This window comes from Methylobacterium nodulans ORS 2060, from assembly GCF_000022085.1.
Taxonomy (GTDB): Bacteria; Pseudomonadota; Alphaproteobacteria; order Rhizobiales; family Beijerinckiaceae; genus Methylobacterium; species Methylobacterium nodulans.
The window spans coordinates 1,059,297-1,076,001 of the sequence record NC_011894.1 but is presented as its reverse complement, the minus strand read 5'-3'; the positions used below and the strand labels follow the sequence as shown (position 1 = coordinate 1,076,001).

The following is a 16,705-nucleotide window of genomic DNA, read 5'->3' as shown; positions in this document are numbered from 1 at the left end:
CCGAGCGGCGAAGGGATCGCCGTCGGCCGGGTCGAGCGGGACGGGGCGGGCCACGGCCGGGCTCCTCAGCAGGTTTCGGAAAAGTGCCATGCGGTTTTCCGTCAAAAACCTGCGACACAGCAAAAACCGAAGCGGACGAAGCGGTGGCCTGCCAACTCTGCTTAGAGAGGCCGCACCCGTTCGAGCAGACCTGCGACGAGGCCGCGGGCGGTCTGTCCCTCGGCGGCGGCGCGCCAGGTCAGCGCGAGGCGGTGGGAGAGGGCGTCGGCGGCGAGCGCCGCCACGTCCTCCGGCACCACGTGGTCGCGCCCGTGCAGATAGGCCCGTGCCTTGCCGGCGATCATCAGGGCGAGGGTGCCGCGGGGCGAGACCGGGTGCTCGATCGCCGCCCGCAGATCGGGCGCGATCGCGTCGCTGCGGGTGCCGGCGACGAGACGCACGAGGTAGTCCTTCAAGGCCGGGGACACGTAGGTCCTGAGGGCGGCGGCGCGCGCGGCGCGCAGGTCCTCGGCGGTGAGGCGCACCGGCATCGGGGCGGCCTCCGCATTCATCTCGCCCTCGACGAGATCGAGGATGCGTCGCTCGGAGGCCTCGTCCGGCATCTCGACCACCACGTGGAGCAGGAAGCGGTCGAGCTGCGCCTCCGGCAGCGGGTAGGTGCCCGCATGCTCGATCGGGTTCTGGGTCGCCACCACCATGAAGGGATCGGGCAGCGGGTGGGTGGTGCCGGCGACCGTCACCTGCTGCTCGGCCATGGCCTCGAGCAGGGCCGACTGCACCTTGGGCGGCGCCCGGTTGATCTCGTCGACGAGGACCAGGGAATGGAACAGGGGGCCGGCCAGGAACTCGAAGCGCCCCCCGTCCGGCCGCCAGACGGTGGTGCCGGTCAGGTCGGCCGGCATCAGGTCGGGGGTGCACTGCACCCGCGCGAAGCCCGTGTGCAGCCCGTCCGCAAGGCGCTTGACCGCCCGCGTCTTGGCGAGGCCGGGCGCTCCCTCGATCAGAAGGTGGCCGCCCGTGAGCAGGCCGATCAGCAGCCGCTCGACCAGCCCGCGGCAGCCGATCAGCCCCTCCTCCAGGCCGGCCCGCAGGGTGAGCACCCGCTCGCGCAGCAACTCGCCGTCGTCGCGCGGGACGGTCGCGGCAGCGGGCGGCAAGGCGAGATCCGCATGCCTCATCGCGCGCTGCACCTGCGCTTTGCTGTCGGGACCGCGCTCCACGCCATCCGGCCGTCTCCTCGCGGCGGGCCTTGTCGCTGAAGCCCGCTCGTCGGCCGATGAGGACGCAGGTCGGGGCGAGCGTCAATCCCGACCGCAGTCCAAGAGAAGGGATCCAAGAGAACACATGTTCGCGAGACGAACGGGCACGAGGGATGCGGGATCCGGGCCCGGGCACCCGTCAACGGCGCGCCCATGCGGGCAGAGGAGCCGCGGCGGATCCGCCATGCGCCTCACGGCCGTCTCCCAACACCATGGACTTGCCATGCATCGTCAGCGTAATCGAAGATAATTGACCGGTGGCATCCTCCCGCGCCGCCGCGTGGCGGAGTTCGTGACAGCGATGGATTCGGTCCGACAAGCAACGTTCGACGTGATCGGGCGGCTGCAGGCCGCATCCTCGCAAACCGCGCTGTTCTCCGAATTGAAGGAAGCTGGGCGCTATTTCGGCTACGACTCGTTCATCGTGACCGGCCTGCCCCATCGCCAGGGCGAGAACCTGAACGACTGCTCGCTCCTGGTGGGCTGGCCGATGGAATGGGCCAAGCGCTACACCGAGCGGCGCTACATCCATGTCGATCCAGTGATCGCCCAGATCCGCCGCACCCTCGATCCGTTCATGTGGGACGAGGCGCCTTACGACCGCAGCGATCCGGGCCCCGCGACGGTGATGAACGAGTCGCCGTCCTTCGGGCTCAACCAGGGCTTCTGCGTGCCGATCCACCGGATCGACGGGCGCGAGGCCGGCGTCTCCTTCGGCGCATCCCGGATGGACCTGTCGGACGATGCCCGGGCCGGGCTTCACCTCGTCGCGATCTACGCCTTCTCGGCGGCGCGGGCCCTCTCGGCGATGCCGTCGAACCCCGCCGATCCCGAGCGCCAGCCGCCGCGTTGCAGCGCCCGCGAGATCGAGTGCATGCGGTGGGCCGCCGCCGGCAAGACGGGCTGGGAGATCTCCGAGATCCTCTCCCTGTCTCAGCGCACGGTCGAGGCCTACCTCAACAATGCGGCCCGCAAGCTCGGCGTCGCCAACCGTGTCCATTTGATCGCCGAGGCGATCCGGCACGGTCTCATCGACTGATCGCCGGCTCAGTGCTACCGTAAATTTACAGTATTTTCGCCCCGAGCAAGATCTTCCATTATCTGCCCGCGTTGGTCGGGGATAATGCGATGATCAAATTAATCGATCGCAGCAACTGCGACGATCATGCGGCGCTTATCGAACAGGTTTATCGATTCCGGCACCGCTTTTTCGTCGAGCATTTGAAGTGGGAGGCTTGCCGCAAGCCGGACGGACGGGAGAAGGACCAGTTCGACGGCCCGGACTGCATCCATCTGGTGGGTGTGGACGGAGGCGAGGTGATCTCCTATGCGCGCCTGCTGCCGACGACGCGGCCGCACCTGCAGAGCCACGTCTATCCGGAGATCCTGCGGGGGGCGCGGGCCCCGACGGGGCCGCGCATCTACGAGTGGACGCGCTGCGCGGCGGCGCCCTGGAAGCGCGATTCGAGCCGGGCGCTCGATCCGATCGCCGGCTACCAGTTCGCGGCCGTCGTCCGAGGCGGTCGGCCTGCTCGGCATCGAGGGCCTGCTGGTGCAGACCCACCCGATCATCGTCGAGCGGCTGATCACGCTGGGCTGGCAGGTGGAGCCGCTCGGGCTGCCCTATCCGTATGACGGCAAGCCGCTGGTGCCGATCTACGCCCGCTGGACGCCCCGGACGGCGGCGGCGAGCCTCGCCGCCTACGAGCTGCGCGGGCCGGCACTCTCGCACGACGAGGTGGTGGACGAGCGGCGGCGGGAGATCGTGCTCCCCAGCCACTACGCCGCCTGACGCGAACCGAAACGGTGCCCCGCGGGGCGCCGCCTGGAGCAGGGTCCGTTCCACCGTGAACAGACCCTGCTCCAGGTTTTTGATTGTGCCGCATTGTCTGCGACGAACCGGCATCCCCTTCGTCGGAAAATGCTCTGGCTCGATCAGGTGTTCATGGAATCGAAGAAATCCGCGTTGCTCTTCGTCTGCCGCAGCTTGTCGAGGAGGAACTCGATCGCGTCGGTGACGCCCATCGGGTTGAGGATGCGGCGCAGCACGTAGGTCTTCTTGAGCGTGTCCGGCGGCACCAGCAGCTCCTCCTTGCGGGTGCCGGAGCGGGTGATGTCGATGGCCGGGAAGGTGCGCTTGTCGGCGACCTTGCGGTCCAGGATGATCTCGGAATTGCCGGTGCCCTTGAACTCCTCGAAGATCACCTCGTCCATGCGCGAGCCGGTGTCGATGAGGGCGGTCGCGATGATGGTGAGGGAGCCGCCCTCCTCGATGTTGCGGGCCGCGCCGAAGAAGCGCTTGGGCCGCTGCAGGGCGTTGGCGTCGACGCCGCCGGTCAGCACCTTGCCGGAGGAGGGCACGACCGTGTTGTAGGCGCGCCCGAGGCGGGTGATCGAATCGAGCAGGATCACCACGTCCCGGCCGTGCTCGACGAGGCGCTTGGCCTTCTCGATCACCATCTCGGCCACCTGGACGTGGCGGGTCGCCGGCTCGTCGAAGGTGGAGGCGATCACCTCGCCCTTCACGGAGCGCTGCATGTCGGTGACCTCCTCGGGCCGCTCGTCGATGAGCAGCACGATGAGGTAGCATTCCGGGTGGTTGATGGTGATCGACTGGGCGATGTTCTGCATCAGCACCGTCTTGCCGGTGCGCGGCGGCGCCACGATCAGGGCGCGCTGGCCTTTGCCGATCGGCGAGACGATGTCGATGACCCGCGGCGAGTAGTCCTTGCGGGTCGGCTCGCTGAGTTCGAGCTTGAAGCGCTGCGTCGGGAACAGCGGCGTCAGGTTGTCGAAATGGACCTTGTGCTTGATCTTGTCCGGGTTCTCGAAGTTGATGGTGTTGACCTTGAGCAGCGCGAAGTAGCGCTCGCCATCCTTCGGCCCCCGGATCGGGCCATCGACGGTGTCGCCGGTGCGCAGGCCGAAGCGGCGGATCTGGGTCGGCGACACGTAGATGTCGTCCGGGCCCGGCAGGTAGTTGGAATCGGAGGAGCGCAGGAAGCCAAACCCGTCCTGCAGCACCTCGACCGTCCCGGCCCCGATGATCTCCACATCCTTGGCAGCGAGCTGCTTCAGGATGGCGAACATCAGTTCCTGCTTGCGCATGGTCGAGGCGTTCTCGACCTCGACCTCCTCGGCGAAGGCGATCAGTTCGGTGGGAGTCTTCGATTTGAGGTCCTGGAGCTTCACCTCCCGCATCGGGGGCGTGAAGGTCTCGATGGGTGCGATGGTGTCTTCGATCATCGGAGTTCAGGCTGTGAGAGCGAGGTGCTGGGAGGTGTCATCTCGGGATCGACTCGGGCCGCAGAGGGCCGGAGCGGGGGGCGTGTGCCTGTGAACCGGAAAACCGGTCGCGGATCGTCGCCTGTCGTCCCGGAAGGTCGCGAGGATTGAGCCTTTGGCTCGCGAGCGACGTGACCTGACCTTTAGGAGGGGATGCCTTTATGTAGCGGTTTCTGGGGGTGGACTCAAGGCCCTGGCGCGCGAAAAGGGGGCGTTCTCCCAGGCTTGGACCCCCATACTCACGCCGTTTCCGCCGGGCGCGCATTAACATTGGTGGCCTTGATCCAGGGATCTCCCCACGATTTTCGCCTCACGCCCCGCCCCGGCGCCGCAGCCGCACGTAGAGGGCGCCGCTGCCGCCATGGTGGAGCGCCGCCTCCTCGAAGCCGAGCACCAGAGGGCGCAGGTCCGGCAGCCGCAGCCAATGGGGCACGCTGCGGCGCAGCACCCCGCGCTCCGCGTAAGGGTCGTCCCCGGGCCCGCCCTTGCCGGTGACGACGAGAACCAGGACATGCCCGGCCCCCCGCGACCGGTGCAGGAAGGCGACGAGGGCCGCATGCGCCTCTGCCTGCCGCAAGCCGTGCAGGTCGATCACGGCGTCGACCGTCCGTGATCCCCGCCGCAGGGCCGTGCGGACCCGCCGCTCGATCGGCGCGAGCGGCGGCAGCGCCGGTTTCGGGCGCGCCGCCGCCGGAACGGCCCGCGCCATGGTCGCGCGGACCGGCGCCGGGGGAGGGGGCTCGGGGACAGACGGCGGCTCGGGCGGCAGGCTGCGCCCCTGGAGCGGCGTCACCTGCCGGGCGATCTCCGCCCAGAGCCGGCGCTCGTCGGGGGTGAGGCGCCGCTCGCGCGGACGGCGCGGGGCGCTCACGGCCGGGGCTCCGGCGCGGCGGGCGCGAGGGGATCGGCCGTGCGAGGGTCGGCCTTGGGCAGCAGCACCACGAATCGGGCGGGGTCCCGCAGCAGGCCCGCCACCGCGCCGGCCACCGGCCCGGTGCCGAGATAGAGATCGCCGCGGGCGGGGCCGACGATCGCCGAGCCGGTATCCTGCGCGATCACCAGCCGGGCGAGGGGCACGGCGCCACCCTCGGGCGTCGGCAGGCTTCCCTCCAGCCAGAAGGGCAGGCCGTAGCGCCAGAGCGCCGCATCGACCGCGAGGCTGCGGCCGGGCGTGAGCGGCGCGCCGCCCCCGCCGAGGGGGCCGGGCGCCTCCGGCGGCGACTCCTCCAGGCGGAAGAAGACGTAAGCCGCGTTGCGGCGAATGAGGCGCCGGGCCGTCTCGGGGTTGGCGCGCAGCCACGCGGTCCAGCGCGCGAGCGTCAGCCCCTCCAGGGGCAGGTGGCCCTCCGTCACGAGCAGGCGGGCCACCGAGGTGTAGGGCTGGCCGTTGCGGCCGTCATAGGCGAGCCGGACCACGCGGCCGTCGGTGAGCCGCACGCGCCCGGAACCCTGCACCTGCAGCACCAGGAGGTCGACCGCGTCGCGCAGGTAGAGGAGGGGCCGCGCCCGCTGCCCGAGCGCCCCGTCCTCGATCGCGGCCCGGTCCGGATAGGGGGCGAAGCCGGCCTCCAGGCGCCGGGCGGCGCGCAGGCCGGCCTCGAGGCCGGGCAGGGTCTCGCCCGGCTCCAGGGAGACGAGGTCGTCGGGGCGCGCGAGCGCCGGCACGGTGAAATCCGGCGTCGGCACGAGGGAGCCCTGGAGTTCCGGCTCGAAATAGCCGGTGAGGAAGCCCGCCTGCCGCTCGGAGGGTGCAGCCCGAGCCGGCCGCGTGATGCGGTAGGCATCGAACCAGGTCTCGAAGAAGCTGCGGGCGCCGGCCGGATCGGCCGGCGCGGCGGCGCAGGCGGCGGCGAGGTCCTGGCTCGGGCTCCCGGGAATAGCCTCCGCGGGAACGGGGCGGGACATTTGCGCGCAGGAGGCGCGGAAGGCGGCGAGCGCCGCCCCGAGGTCGTCCGCCGCGAAGCCGGGCAGGCGGGACACCGCCACGGGCTCCAGCACCGCCTCGCCGACCTGCAGCGGCTCGGCCCTGGCGCCGCCGACGGCCAGCGCGGCCATGAGCGCAGCGCGGATCAGGCCGAACCCAGGCGGCATCCCTATCGGCTCGCGCTCACTGCCCGGCTTCGGTGGCGACGAGCTGCCAATTGGGGTCGCGGCTGCCGAGGGTGCGGGCGAAGGTCCACACGTCGGTCACGTCCACGACCGTGTCCGGGCTGCCATCCACCACCGCGCCCTGCGGGTTGCGGGTCGCGGTGATGAGCTTCGACAGGAAGCGCACGGTGATCTGCGCGACGCGGTTGCGCACGTCGACGCCGACGATCTCGGCCCGGTCGATCGACACGAAGGTGGTCTCGACGGTCTGGCCGGCGCGCTCGCGGGCCTGGATCGCCCGTTCGAACCCGTCCGCGACCTCGCGGGAGAGCAGGCTCTTCAGCGTCTTGCGGTCGCCCTTGGCGAAGGCCATGACGATGGTCTCGTAGGCGACCTTGGCCCCGTCCGTGAAGGCACGGGGATCGAAGGATGGCTCCTGCTGCAGCACGAGATCGAGGCCGCGCGCCGCCGGGGAGTTCGGCTCGACCACGCCCTTCCAGTTGCGCGGCACCGTGGCGGCGACGGGCGCCGCCGCGCCGCGGTCGGCACCCGCCCCCGGCAGCCGCACGACGTTGTCCCCGCCCTCGCGGGGCGCCGGCGGCGGCTCCTCGCGGCGGCGGAGAAGGGGATTGAACGGGGGCCGCTCGTTGCCGGTCTTCTGGCCGAGGACCGAGCGCAGCTTCCAGATCACGAAGACCGCAAGCCCGAGGAAGATGAGGGTCGTAAGGTCGAGGGAGTCCTGCATCACCGATCCGATCGTGGCGGCCGCTCGCGCTCCGCCCGGGCCTGAATGCCTGCCCGGCGGCTTTGGCATCGGCCTCGGTGGAAGGCAAGCCGCGCGCCGGAATCGAGCCTCGCGCCGGGCCGCACCGGGGCCCAACTCCATATGGGTCCGCCCATCCGCCGCTTCCAGGCGCCGGCGGCCCGCCCGGTGGGCCAGCCGGATCGATGCCGCAGGGGAAGGGCCGGTTGCAGGATGACGCGTGCCCCGAGCTTGTTCGCGCGAGGCCGGCATGATAGCGGCTTCGCGGCCGCCGCGCGCGCCCCTTTTCGCGCCAGGGCGGCGGCACTGGATCGAAGAACATCTCTCGAAGGAAACCCCCACCATGGCCGATTCCCCGTTCCCGAACGGCAACGGTGGCGCCGCAGCGCAGCCCAACGACCTCGCGCCCACCCTCAACGCGCTGGCGCAATACGCCAAGGATCTCTCCTTCGAGAACCCGAACGCGCCGCGCTCGCTGCAGCCGCATCAGGGCCAGGGCCCGCAGATCAACATCCAGGTGAACGTGAACGCCCGCCAGCTGGCCGAGGCGGATTTCGAGGTCGACCTGCGCCTGGAGGGCGATGCGAAGATCGGCGCCGATGTGCTCTTCGCCTTCGAGCTCACCTATTCGGGCATCTTCCGCCTGCTCAACATCCCGCAGGACCAGATCCACCCGGCGGTGATGATCGAGTGCCCGCGCCTGCTGTTCCCCTTCGCCCGGCAGATCGTCGCCGACGCGGTGCGCAACGGCGGCTTCCCGCCCCTCTACATCGACCCGATCGATTTCGTGGGCCTCTACCGCCAGAAGGCCGTCGAGGCCCAGGCGCAGGCCGGCCAGCCCAACGCCTGAGGACGAGGGCCGGAGCGCCGCGCACGCCCGGCCCGTCTGCGGGCCGAGCCGGACCGGCGCCGGCCCTCCGGTCACGCGGCCTTGCGGGCGCGGCGCCTCTTCGGCTTGCCGGCACCCGCGGGCTCCGGCTCCGGCTCCGGAGCCGCGGGCGGAGCCGGCTGTGGGGCGGCGGGCTCCGCGGCCGATCTGGCTTCGCGGGTGATCATCTCGACCATGCTCTGCGGCAGGCGCACGAAGTGGCCGGTGCCGTGCCCGGTCCGGTCGAGGATCTCGGCGAAGACCGGCCGGTGCGGCTCGTGCCCGGCCTCGCTGAGGGGGCAGGGGCGGCGCGGCAATTCGCTCAGCCTCGCGGCGAGTTCCTTCGGCACCCATGCGTTCACCGGCATCCCTCCCGACCCGTTGCGGTCGCGACAGGCTCTAGACAGGTTTCGTTAAGGACCGCCTGACGCCCGCGTGAAGGCCGCGAAGGAGCGCCGCAGCAGGGCGGGGTCGAGGTCCCGGGCGATGGCGACGAGGCGGGTGCGCGCCCTCCCCTCCGGCCAGGCGGCCAGATGGACCGATGGGTGGATGAGGTGCTGCACGCCCCGGATCACCACCGGCGTCGCGCTGCCCTCCACCGCGACGAGCCCCTTGAGCCGCAGCACGCGGTCGCCGTGGCGATGGAGCAGCATCGAGAGCCAGAGCCCGAAGCGGATCCAGTCCAGGGGACCGGCTTCCAGGAGCACCGACCGGATGTCGGCATACGGATCGTCCTGTGATGCGAGGACCGGTTCGGACCGACCATCGGCGGCAGGTCGTCGAGGTATCACGAGGCCGGGATCTCGATGAGGCGGGTCTCGGTGCCGTGCTCGAACGGCTTCATCCAGGCCGAGGGGTCTGGCCGTAATCGATCCTGGTCCAGGCCCCGCCGATGCGGACGTAATAGGGGTGATGGTCGTTGTGCATCAGCGAGTGTCGTAGCGGAGGCCCCTGGCCTGAAGGAGCTCGTTGGTCTTCGGCCCGAACTCCCACCAGGGCGCGACGTAGCCCCGGGGCGGCTGTCCGGCGAGGCCGGCGATGAGGGCGACGCACCGGTCGAATTTCGCCTCTTCCTGCTCGGGCATCATGGCGATCGGGTTCTCGTGGCTGTAGTCGTGCATGCCGATCTCGTGGCCGGTGGCCGCCACGGCCTTCATCTCCTCCGGGAAGGTCTCGATGGAGTGGCCGGGGATGAACCACGTGGTCTGGATGCCCCAGCGCTCGAACAGGTGCAGGAGGCGCATGCTGCCGACCCGGCCGGCGAAGACGCCGCGGGAAATGTCTCAGGGGCTGTCCTCGCCCCCATAGGAGCCGAGCCAGCCCGCCACCGCATCGACGTCGACGCCGTAGGCGACGAAGGTCTCTTTGGCCATGCTGCACCTCCACAGCCGATGCCGTCATTGGCGCGAGCCGCGCTCCCGCGCTCAACCCGGGCATCCACGGCGAAGCTGCGAAACCGGGTTGACCGAATCCCGCTGATTCCCTAGAGCGATCCGACCCGGAGACGTGGCCGAGCGGCTGAAGGCACTCGTTTGCTAAATGAGCAAGCCCTGAAAGGGGCTTCGAGGGTTCGAATCCCTCCGTCTCCGCCAGAGCCTTCTCGGATTTCCACCATAAAATCAGTTAGATAGCCGAGATTGTTGACGAGCTGTCCGCCGGCGGGGCACGATTTCGTCCAACACGGCCGGCTCCCGATGCCCGAGGTCCTGACGCGACGCCAAGGCTTCTGGCACTTCGTGCGCCGCGTCCCCGCGCCGTTCGCTGCCCTGGACCGGCGCGGCATCGTCAAGCGATCCACCCACATCCGCATCGCCGACGACCCCCGAGGCGTGCGGGCCGCCCGCGCGGCCGCGCAGATGAACAGCGATCTCGAAGCCTACTGGCAAGGCCTCGCGAGTGGGCAGAGTGCGGAGGCGAAGGCGCGCTACGACGCCGCGCGCAAAGCGCGCCCACCAGCTCGGCTTCAGCTACATGCCGGCGGCCGAGGTCGCGGCCCAGCCGCTCGCCGAGATCCTGGCCCGCATCGAAGCGCTGGCCGCCCGCGACGTTGCCGACGATCCCGCCACGCGCGGCGCAGTCCTGGGCAAGGAACCCGTTCCGGTCGTGCTGCTCTCGCAGCTGTTCGACCAGTACGAGACCCTGACCGGGGCCGCGCGCCAGGACCTCTCGCCGGACCAACTGCGCAAATGGGCCAACCCGAAGAAGCGCGCCCTCGCCAACCTGCTGAAGGTGGTCGGAGACAAGCCCGTTACGGAGCTGACCCGCAACGATGCCCTCGATTTCCGGGTCTGGTGGCAGGAACGCGTGCTCGTCGCGGGCATCGAGATCGCCACGGCCAACAAGGATGTCGGCCACATCAACCGCATGCTCCGGCAGATCGAGCGCAGTCATCGGCTCGGCATGGGCCCGGTCTTCGCCGAGCTTCGCCTGGAAGGGGAGACCCAGGGCCAGCGCGTGGCCTTCGCGCCCGAATGGGTGCAGAGCCGGCCACGAAGCTGAGCGAGCCCGTGATCGTGATCTTCCGGGGCTACCTGCTCCCGGATCCGAACACGGTCGGGCACGGCCCCTTCCGGCTGCAGCTCGCCAACCTGAAGCGCAAGGGCGCTCCTGATTGGCAACGACGGGAACGATACGATCAATGACTATGGCGGCCCGGACACGATCAAAGGTAGTCTCGGGGCTGACCTTCTGAACGGCAGCGCGGGTGCAGAGACACGTTCGCCTTCACTCCGGCGGCGGAGTCCACCCAGTAGCGCCTGCAGGCCGCGCATCGTGGTCTCGCGAGCTTGAGTGGTGCGTCGCGACGGAGAATTGGTGCACAATGCAACCGCTGCCAATCTGAAGCGATTCACACATTGTACTTTCAATGTGCAGTTTTCGCTGACATGTTGGCGCCAATCCAGACCAAGTCTGCGCCTTGAAGGGGTAGCGCATGACTAATCGCCAAGCTGTCACATCCCGAAATAGATGGCAATTGCTGGACGAGGAGCAGCAGGACCTGGCCTCTGATAAAGCAACTCCCCTTCTGTCCGTCATTGCCGCATTCGTATGCTTGAGTGTTAGCTCAGCCGGCGCACTTCTCGTCTTGGTGAAGTAAAGCTGCCTTCTCACCAGATCGGCCCCTGCGCGTTGCGCCTGCTCATTTCCAGGGCGCGTGTGCGCCAGCCAAAGCTGCCCGTCACGGTGCCCGACCATTCTCGCAGGTTTCGGAGGAGCGCATGGTGGATGCGATCTGGTCGCCCCTGCCGCGGGAATGGCGGGACGCCGCCGACACCGCGGCGCACAATCTCGGGTTCGGGCGCGACCTCGCCGGGCTCCCGGCCGAGCACTGGCAGCGCGTGCTCGCCAACGTCGAAGCCCGGATGCGCATGAAGGGTATCGAGATGCCCGAGGGCTGGCGCGAGCGTCTGGCCCGGCAGGTCGGCCGTGAGAAACCCTGAGCGTTGGAGAGGCGCATGCCGGACCTTGAAGGCCTCGTCTCCCGATACGTGCAGGAGGCGGACTCGATTGCGTCTGCGGCCCAGGCGACGCCCGGCGCCGACCTCTGCAACAGGATCGCGGATTGGGTTCGTGCCGTGCGCGAGCAGGCCGATGCCCTTCCTGCCGGCCGGGGGCCCGCGCTTCTCATCCGCATCGCCGGGCAGCTGACGGTCAAGGGCGCCACTGTCCCGATCAGCGAGGATCAGCGCGGACGCACCTTGTTTCTCCTCGCTTCCCGATTGAGCGACGACGCTCCCTGAGAAGAGAACTGGTGGCCGACATTCGCTGCCAGCGCACTACAAGGTGGTCGGGCGGCTCCCAAGAGAGGGCGTTCGGGCGCAGATTTGTGATCTTGTTACTATGGATGTATGTATTCGACCCGATGAAATAGATAATCGGATCGGCGTTCGAGCCGTGTCTTGCCGTTATGCGATTGTCGTGAATCTCATGCGACTCACCTCCCGCCGGTGAAAAGACTGACCCGGAGGGGTCTGTATGACTAAATATCAGGCCGTGAACCCGCGCGAGGGGGCCGGTTGTCGTGAAGGTGCTGACGCCTGCCGTCGTACTGATGCAGGCGCCGGCACCGATGATTTCGACCCCCGACACATCCACGCTGCCGTTGACAAGATGGCAGCTGCTTCCAAGGCCGGGAACGATCAGCGGTCGGCCGGCGCTGCGAGCGGCAGCGACTGCCTTCCTCAGCGCTTCCGAGACATCGGCGCTGGCGGACACGGCCGCAGCCGAGACGAATTCCAACGCATTGACTGACTGCCGTGCGATCAGTGCATCGATCACGCCCGTCCATTCGGAAATCGTCCTCGCCGCCCCTCCATTGCTCGGGGTTGCCGTCAGGTCGCTTCGTCCCCTGCTCGACCGCCTTGCGGCCGGAGGGGAGCGCGTTGAGCGGAACGGTCGAGGGCTGGGGATCGAAGGCGTGGCCCGCGACGTTCGGGACGAGAGCGATGCCGAGCACAGCGGCGAGACGACGGAACTTGCGCGATCCTCAGCTCGATTCCAAACCCTGCTCGCGCCAGAGGGCACGGCGCACGACGGCCAGCGCATCACTGAAGATGGGCCGCGGTTTGACGGACCATGCCGCCGTCGCGACCGGCGGCTGGTTGCCTGATCAGGAGGGGTGAAACGAGAACGCCCGCCGCGGCGGGGCCGGGTCGTGGAAGTGGTCCTTCGGCCACAATTCGCGAAAGGCTTTGTCCTTTTGCCGAAGCGGTTGTGGATCGAACAAAGCATCGGCGCACTCACGGTGTCGCGCCGTCTCAAGCTGGATGACGATACGCTGCTTCACATCTCGGCGGCGGCCATGCTTTTCGCCTCGATAGCCCGGCTTCTTGCGTCAATAACTATGAAAAACTATGAAATGAACCTTTCCCAACGGACTCTCAGCGTTCAAGGACCTGGGCGTAAAGGGCGCCACGGTCGATGCGAGTGACCGCATTCTCTACAATAGCCGCACAGGCGTGCTGTCCTATGATGCGGATGGCTCTGGCACGGCATCTACGGCTGTGCCGTTCGCTACCCTCGACAACAAGCCCGTGATCACTGCGAGCCACTTCACGATCGTGTAGCGCTGGAACCGAACCTCGGCGGTGAGATGGCGAGAGGCTGCCCTGGCCTTTGGCGGCCTCATCCATTTTGGGCTGTCACTGATAGCTTTTTGCCGCGCCGATACCGGCGGGCCGCTCATCCAGAGCAGATGAACCGATGTATTTCGCGAGATCGGCCGCCAGACGTCTCACAGGATATGCTGCGATCAGAGCGAGGCTTCAATCGATCGGGCGCCGCTCCCAAGCACTAGCCCGAAAGGGGCCGTAGGCCGCCGCGGCCGCCGTTTCTATCGTCCGGGATGAGCCGGCGGCACCAGGCCGAGGGCCGGCCTGCCGCGATGCAATCGGGAGACATCATGTCCGAGGGAGCCTCCCGCGCCACAGCGCGCGCCGCCGCGGCCGAGCGGCCCCGCGCGCATCCGCCCGCCGCGCCGCTCCTCCGGCCGCCCCTGCTCTGGGCCGCTTCCGCCATCGCCGCCATGATCGCCTGCGGCATCGCGCTCCGGCTCGGCGGCTATGTGGGCAGCGCCTACAGCTGGTTCACGCTCGCGGGCGCGCTCGACGATTCGTGGATGCCGATGGGCCGCGCCTATGCCCGCATCACCGCGGCGCATCCGGCGCCCCTCTACGACCTGTTCTTCGTCGAGCACGTCAAGTTCCAGTACCCGCCGAGCTCGCTCCTGATCTACGCCGCCCTCGAGGCGCTCGGCATCACGCCGGGCGTGCCCGAACTCAACCGCCTGGTCTGGGTGAGCATCCTGGCGATGCCGGTCCTGATCTTCCTGATCTGCCGCCAGCTGATCGCGCAGAGCCCGCTGCGGGCGGGCGGCGCCGGGCCGGCCAGCCTGCTTGCGGCCCTCTTCGCGGGCGCGGCGCTGTTCTTCTATCCGCTGATGATCGCCTGGCGCCTCGGCCAGGTCCAGGCGCTCCTCAACGCGCTCTTCGCGCTCGCCTGCCTGCTCTGGCTGTGGGAACGCCGGCTCCTGGCCGGGCTCTGCATCGGCCTCGTCTGCCTGGTGAAGCCGCAATTCTCCCTGTTTCTCGTCTGGGCGCTGATCCGGCGGGAGACGGCCTTCGCGGCGGGCCAGGCCGCCAGCCTCGGCCTCGGCCTCGCCGCCTCGGTCGCCCTCTTCGGGTTGGGCAATCACCTCGATTACCTGTCGGTCCTGACCTACATCTCGCAGCGCGGGGAGATCTTTTGGGACAACACCTCCGTCAACGGGCTGATGAACGGGCTGATGTTCCCCGATGAGGTCCTGAAGTTCGACTACTCGGCGTTTCCGCCGCCGACGCCGCTGGTGCGCAGCGCGACCCTGTGGTCGTCCGTGCTCATCGTGGCCTATGCGCTGTTCCCGCGCCCCGGGGCGCGCCGGGCGGCCCTCCTCGACCTCTCGACCGCGGCCATGGCCTTCACCCTCGCCTCGCCGATCGCCTGGGGGCACCATTACGGCATCGCCTTCCCGGTGCTGGTCATCCTGTTCTTCGCTCTCGCGGGTGATCCCGACGCGCCGCGCCGCCGCGGCCGGCTCGTCCTGTGGGGCCTGTGCCTGGTGGCGATCGGCAATTACTGGAACATCTCGGAGCACCTTGCCGGCACGCTGGCGGCCCCGCTGCAATCCTGGCGGCTCGCGGCGGTGCTGGCGGTGCTGGTCCTCCTGCACCGGCTCCAGGCCGAGGCCGCCCGCCCCGTCGCCCCGGCCGCGGCCGAGCTGGATCCGGCCCGGGCATGAGCAGGCTCCCCCTGCCGGCCCGCCGGGCGGCGCTGCGGCCGCTTGCGGCGCTGCCGCCCGCGATCCGCTTCCTCTTCGCCGGGGGCACCGCCGCGCTGACGAGACCTGCATCGGGATCCGCGGCCAGTGGCGCTCCCTGCACCAGGCCATCGACCAGCACGGGGAGCCGGTCGACTTCCTGCTGAGCACCAAGCGGGATCTCAGGGCAGCCAAGTGCTTCTTCCGCAAGATGTTGCAGGTGGAGCTGCTGCTCGCCCCGGATCGACACGCCCCGACGACCCGCACGGCCTCAACCCGCTCGGGCTCGGCTCTGGTTCATCCGGATCTCGTAGGTATTAAGAGAGATCGTCATAACCCTGATGATCGATCGCCCATCGTGAAAGCCCGTCGGCTATGTTTCGGAAGCAAACCCCTGGGAGGGACGCACCCCCGCCGGGAAGCACTTTTTCGTTCTAGCCCTGATGATCGATTGCCCACCATGAAAGCCCGTCGGCAATATTTCAGAAACAAGCCCCTGGGAGGGACACTTTTATGCGCCACAAAATCGCAGTCACCGGAGCAGGGGGCTATATAGGTTCTGTACTAGCTCATACATTGCTTGAAAATAATTATAATGTCAAAGCTGTGGATATGTTTTTCTTTGGAGATGCGTCGCTCTCTCGACATCGTAATCATCCGTTCCTTGAGATTATCCGTCAGGATACCCGTTCGATCGAGCACGACGTCTTCGAGGATTGCGATAGCGTCATCGATCTTGCTGCCCTGTCGAATGATCCGTCCGGCGATCTCGATCCCGAGCTGACGCGCTCGATCAACGAGCGGGGCCGCACGCGCGTCGCGATGGCTGCCGAGCGCGCCGGAGTACGTTGCTACCTCTTCGCGAGCTCGTGCGCCGTCTACGGCGCCGGCCGGGGAATGAACCTCGCCGAGGACGCGCCGCTCCACCCGCTCACCGTCTATGCCCAGACCTGCGCGCGGGCCGAAGAGGCGGTGCTCGCCCGAAACTGCGCTCATTTCACGACTGCGGCCCTACGCAACGCGACCGTCTTCGGCCTGTCGCCGCGCATGCGCTTCGACCTCGTCGTGAACCAGATGACGCTCGACGCCCACGAGCGCGGCCGGATCACCGTTGGGGGCGACGGCACGCAATGGCGGCCGCTCGTCCACGTTCGCGACGTTGCAGAGGCGTTCCTGCTCGCCCTGCGCGCGCCGCGGCAGGCCATCGGTGGCCAAGCCTTCAATATCGGCTGGCAGAATCATCAGGTCATCGACATCGCCCGAGCCGTGAAACGTGCCGTCGCGGTCCCTTCCCTCATCACCTTCGGGCCAGGTGGCCCGGACCGGCGCGACTACCACGTCAGCTTCTCCAAGGCCGAGCGGACCTTCGGCTTCGTGGCGGGCCTGACGATCGACGAAGCGGTCCTGGAGATCGAGGGAGCGCTCAGGCGCAAGCGCCTGAGCGACACGCCGGCCTGCCATACGGTGGAATGGTACAGCCAACTCCTGAGCAAGCCCGGCCACAGGCTGCGGCTCCTCGACGGAGCGCCGGTCGGAGCGCCTGCTGGGACCCCATTCCCCGAAGCGGTCACCGCGTGCAGTCCGGTTCTCGAGCCGCTCGCCGAGGAGGTCACCCCATGATCGCCCATGCGTATGGGCCGGCGCAGGAT

Annotated in this window: 19 protein-coding genes, 1 tRNA gene and 3 pseudogenes; 15 read left to right on the top strand and 8 right to left on the bottom strand. The window is 68.7% G+C overall.

What is annotated here, in order from left to right; genetic code table 11:
- Window positions 1-161: 161 nt before the first annotated feature.
- A complete protein-coding gene (locus MNOD_RS04830) occupies window positions 162-1,178 on the bottom strand; it encodes an AAA family ATPase (RefSeq protein WP_015927710.1) in 1,017 nt (338 codons plus the stop codon).
- A gap of 382 nt (window positions 1,179-1,560) precedes the next feature.
- Between MNOD_RS04830 and MNOD_RS04825 the strand changes: the two genes are divergently transcribed.
- The 3 genes from MNOD_RS04825 (at window position 1,561) to MNOD_RS41265 (ending at window position 3,051) form a co-directional block, all read left to right on the top strand.
- Window positions 1,561-2,298 carry a LuxR family transcriptional regulator gene (locus MNOD_RS04825; RefSeq protein ID WP_015927709.1) on the top strand — a complete coding sequence of 246 codons (738 nt, stop codon included), beginning with the start codon at window positions 1,561-1,563 and terminating at the stop codon, window positions 2,296-2,298.
- 89 nt (window positions 2,299-2,387) lie between these two features.
- A complete protein-coding gene (locus MNOD_RS50530) occupies window positions 2,388-2,894 on the top strand; it encodes an acyl-homoserine-lactone synthase (protein WP_083786325.1) in 507 nt (168 codons plus the stop codon).
- Window positions 2,812-3,051: a hypothetical protein gene (locus tag MNOD_RS41265; protein ID WP_050783283.1), complete on the top strand. Its 240-nt coding sequence runs from the start codon at window positions 2,812-2,814 to the stop codon at window positions 3,049-3,051. Before MNOD_RS50530 ends, MNOD_RS41265 begins: the two co-directional genes overlap by 83 nt.
- Window positions 3,052-3,194: 143 nt before the next feature.
- On the opposite strand, the gene rho is transcribed toward MNOD_RS41265, so the two are convergent.
- The 4 genes from rho to MNOD_RS04800 all read right to left on the bottom strand — a co-directional run bounded on the left by rho (window position 3,195) and on the right by MNOD_RS04800 (window position 7,377).
- Window positions 3,195-4,505 (bottom strand): transcription termination factor Rho, encoded by a 1,311-nt coding sequence (rho, locus tag MNOD_RS04815; RefSeq protein ID WP_015927708.1) that lies wholly within the window; start codon window positions 4,503-4,505, stop codon window positions 3,195-3,197.
- Window positions 4,506-4,854: 349 nt separating this feature from the next.
- Window positions 4,855-5,415, bottom strand: coding sequence for a Smr/MutS family protein (locus MNOD_RS04810; protein WP_015927707.1), 561 nt, complete (start codon window positions 5,413-5,415; stop codon window positions 4,855-4,857).
- Window positions 5,412-6,635, bottom strand: coding sequence for a murein transglycosylase A (gene mltA, locus MNOD_RS04805; RefSeq protein ID WP_015927706.1), 1,224 nt, complete (start codon window positions 6,633-6,635; stop codon window positions 5,412-5,414). The genes MNOD_RS04810 and mltA overlap by 4 nt, the downstream gene beginning before the upstream one ends.
- Before the next feature lie 16 nt (window positions 6,636-6,651).
- Window positions 6,652-7,377: a Tim44/TimA family putative adaptor protein gene (locus tag MNOD_RS04800; protein WP_015927705.1), complete on the bottom strand. Its 726-nt coding sequence runs from the start codon at window positions 7,375-7,377 to the stop codon at window positions 6,652-6,654.
- A 361-nt stretch (window positions 7,378-7,738) separates the two neighbouring features.
- On the opposite strand from MNOD_RS04800, the gene secB reads away from it, so the two are divergent.
- The gene (gene secB / locus MNOD_RS04795) at window positions 7,739-8,245 is read left to right on the top strand and encodes a protein-export chaperone SecB (RefSeq protein ID WP_015927704.1); all 507 of its coding nucleotides are present in this window, start codon (window positions 7,739-7,741) and stop codon (window positions 8,243-8,245) included.
- 71 nt (window positions 8,246-8,316) lie between these two features.
- Here secB and MNOD_RS04790 read toward each other — a convergent pair whose 3' ends face one another.
- The 3 genes and pseudogenes from MNOD_RS04790 to MNOD_RS04780 form a co-directional block, all read right to left on the bottom strand.
- Entirely contained in the window at window positions 8,317-8,631 is a 315-nt protein-coding gene (locus MNOD_RS04790) for a hypothetical protein (RefSeq protein ID WP_043748083.1), read from the bottom strand.
- A 45-nt stretch (window positions 8,632-8,676) separates the two neighbouring features.
- Window positions 8,677-8,916 carry a CobW C-terminal domain-containing protein gene (locus MNOD_RS04785; protein ID WP_083786658.1) on the bottom strand — a complete coding sequence of 80 codons (240 nt, stop codon included), beginning with the start codon at window positions 8,914-8,916 and terminating at the stop codon, window positions 8,677-8,679.
- A gap of 41 nt (window positions 8,917-8,957) precedes the next feature.
- Window positions 8,958-9,636 (bottom strand): annotated as a pseudogene (locus MNOD_RS04780) (polysaccharide deacetylase family protein); the annotation flags it as partial.
- A 127-nt stretch (window positions 9,637-9,763) separates the two neighbouring features.
- Here MNOD_RS04780 and MNOD_RS04775 point away from each other — a divergent pair.
- The 11 genes and pseudogenes from MNOD_RS04775 to MNOD_RS04750 all read left to right on the top strand — a co-directional run bounded on the left by MNOD_RS04775 (window position 9,764) and on the right by MNOD_RS04750 (window position 16,676).
- Window positions 9,764-9,855, top strand: a tRNA-Ser gene (locus tag MNOD_RS04775).
- A gap of 313 nt (window positions 9,856-10,168) precedes the next feature.
- A complete protein-coding gene (locus MNOD_RS04770; RefSeq protein WP_198157582.1) occupies window positions 10,169-10,762 on the top strand; it encodes a hypothetical protein in 594 nt (197 codons plus the stop codon).
- An 8-nt stretch (window positions 10,763-10,770) separates the two neighbouring features.
- Complete coding sequence (locus MNOD_RS49900) at window positions 10,771-10,905, top strand: hypothetical protein (protein WP_280113449.1); 135 nt, start codon at window positions 10,771-10,773, stop codon at window positions 10,903-10,905.
- The gene (locus tag MNOD_RS50525; protein WP_198157623.1) at window positions 10,871-11,053 is read left to right on the top strand and encodes a hypothetical protein; all 183 of its coding nucleotides are present in this window, start codon (window positions 10,871-10,873) and stop codon (window positions 11,051-11,053) included. Before MNOD_RS49900 ends, MNOD_RS50525 begins: the two co-directional genes overlap by 35 nt.
- Window positions 11,054-11,481: 428 nt before the next feature.
- Window positions 11,482-11,703, top strand: a complete 222-nt coding sequence (locus MNOD_RS04765) for a hypothetical protein (RefSeq protein ID WP_015927701.1) — start codon at window positions 11,482-11,484, stop codon at window positions 11,701-11,703.
- Between the two features lie 15 nt (window positions 11,704-11,718).
- Window positions 11,719-12,003 carry a hypothetical protein gene (locus MNOD_RS04760; RefSeq protein ID WP_015927700.1) on the top strand — a complete coding sequence of 95 codons (285 nt, stop codon included), beginning with the start codon at window positions 11,719-11,721 and terminating at the stop codon, window positions 12,001-12,003.
- Window positions 12,004-12,284: 281 nt separating this feature from the next.
- Window positions 12,285-12,872, top strand: a complete 588-nt coding sequence (locus tag MNOD_RS46145) for a hypothetical protein (protein WP_157091388.1) — start codon at window positions 12,285-12,287, stop codon at window positions 12,870-12,872.
- A 39-nt stretch (window positions 12,873-12,911) separates the two neighbouring features.
- Window positions 12,912-13,193 (top strand): annotated as a pseudogene (locus MNOD_RS46140) (hypothetical protein); the annotation flags it as partial.
- Window positions 13,194-13,664: 471 nt separating this feature from the next.
- A complete protein-coding gene (locus MNOD_RS04755) occupies window positions 13,665-15,038 on the top strand; it encodes a glycosyltransferase family 87 protein (RefSeq protein ID WP_015927698.1) in 1,374 nt (457 codons plus the stop codon).
- An 82-nt stretch (window positions 15,039-15,120) separates the two neighbouring features.
- Window positions 15,121-15,303 (top strand): annotated as a pseudogene (locus MNOD_RS46135) (DDE-type integrase/transposase/recombinase); the annotation flags it as partial.
- Between the two features lie 266 nt (window positions 15,304-15,569).
- Window positions 15,570-16,676: an NAD-dependent epimerase/dehydratase family protein gene (locus MNOD_RS04750; RefSeq protein ID WP_015927697.1), complete on the top strand. Its 1,107-nt coding sequence runs from the start codon at window positions 15,570-15,572 to the stop codon at window positions 16,674-16,676.
- Window positions 16,677-16,705: the final 29 nt, after the last annotated feature.

Excerpts from the sequence above, each read along its gene's own strand:
- MNOD_RS04830 (WP_015927710.1), bottom strand. The coding sequence starts at position 1,178 with ATGAGGCATGCGGATCTCGCCTTGCCGCCCGCTGCCGCGACCGTCCCG.
- MNOD_RS04825 (WP_015927709.1), top strand. The coding sequence starts at position 1,561 with ATGGATTCGGTCCGACAAGCAACGTTCGACGTGATCGGGCGGCTGCAG.
- MNOD_RS50530 (WP_083786325.1), top strand. The coding sequence starts at position 2,388 with ATGATCAAATTAATCGATCGCAGCAACTGCGACGATCATGCGGCGCTT.
- rho (WP_015927708.1), bottom strand. The coding sequence starts at position 4,505 with ATGATCGAAGACACCATCGCACCCATCGAGACCTTCACGCCCCCGATG.
- mltA (WP_015927706.1), bottom strand. The coding sequence starts at position 6,635 with ATGCCGCCTGGGTTCGGCCTGATCCGCGCTGCGCTCATGGCCGCGCTG.
- MNOD_RS04800 (WP_015927705.1), bottom strand. The coding sequence starts at position 7,377 with ATGCAGGACTCCCTCGACCTTACGACCCTCATCTTCCTCGGGCTTGCG.
- secB (WP_015927704.1), top strand. The coding sequence starts at position 7,739 with ATGGCCGATTCCCCGTTCCCGAACGGCAACGGTGGCGCCGCAGCGCAG.
- MNOD_RS04790 (WP_043748083.1), bottom strand. The coding sequence starts at position 8,631 with ATGCCGGTGAACGCATGGGTGCCGAAGGAACTCGCCGCGAGGCTGAGC.
- MNOD_RS04785 (WP_083786658.1), bottom strand. The coding sequence starts at position 8,916 with ATGCTGCTCCATCGCCACGGCGACCGCGTGCTGCGGCTCAAGGGGCTC.
- MNOD_RS04765 (WP_015927701.1), top strand. The coding sequence starts at position 11,482 with ATGGTGGATGCGATCTGGTCGCCCCTGCCGCGGGAATGGCGGGACGCC.
- MNOD_RS04760 (WP_015927700.1), top strand. The coding sequence starts at position 11,719 with ATGCCGGACCTTGAAGGCCTCGTCTCCCGATACGTGCAGGAGGCGGAC.
- MNOD_RS04755 (WP_015927698.1), top strand. The coding sequence starts at position 13,665 with ATGTCCGAGGGAGCCTCCCGCGCCACAGCGCGCGCCGCCGCGGCCGAG.
- MNOD_RS04750 (WP_015927697.1), top strand. The coding sequence starts at position 15,570 with ATGCGCCACAAAATCGCAGTCACCGGAGCAGGGGGCTATATAGGTTCT.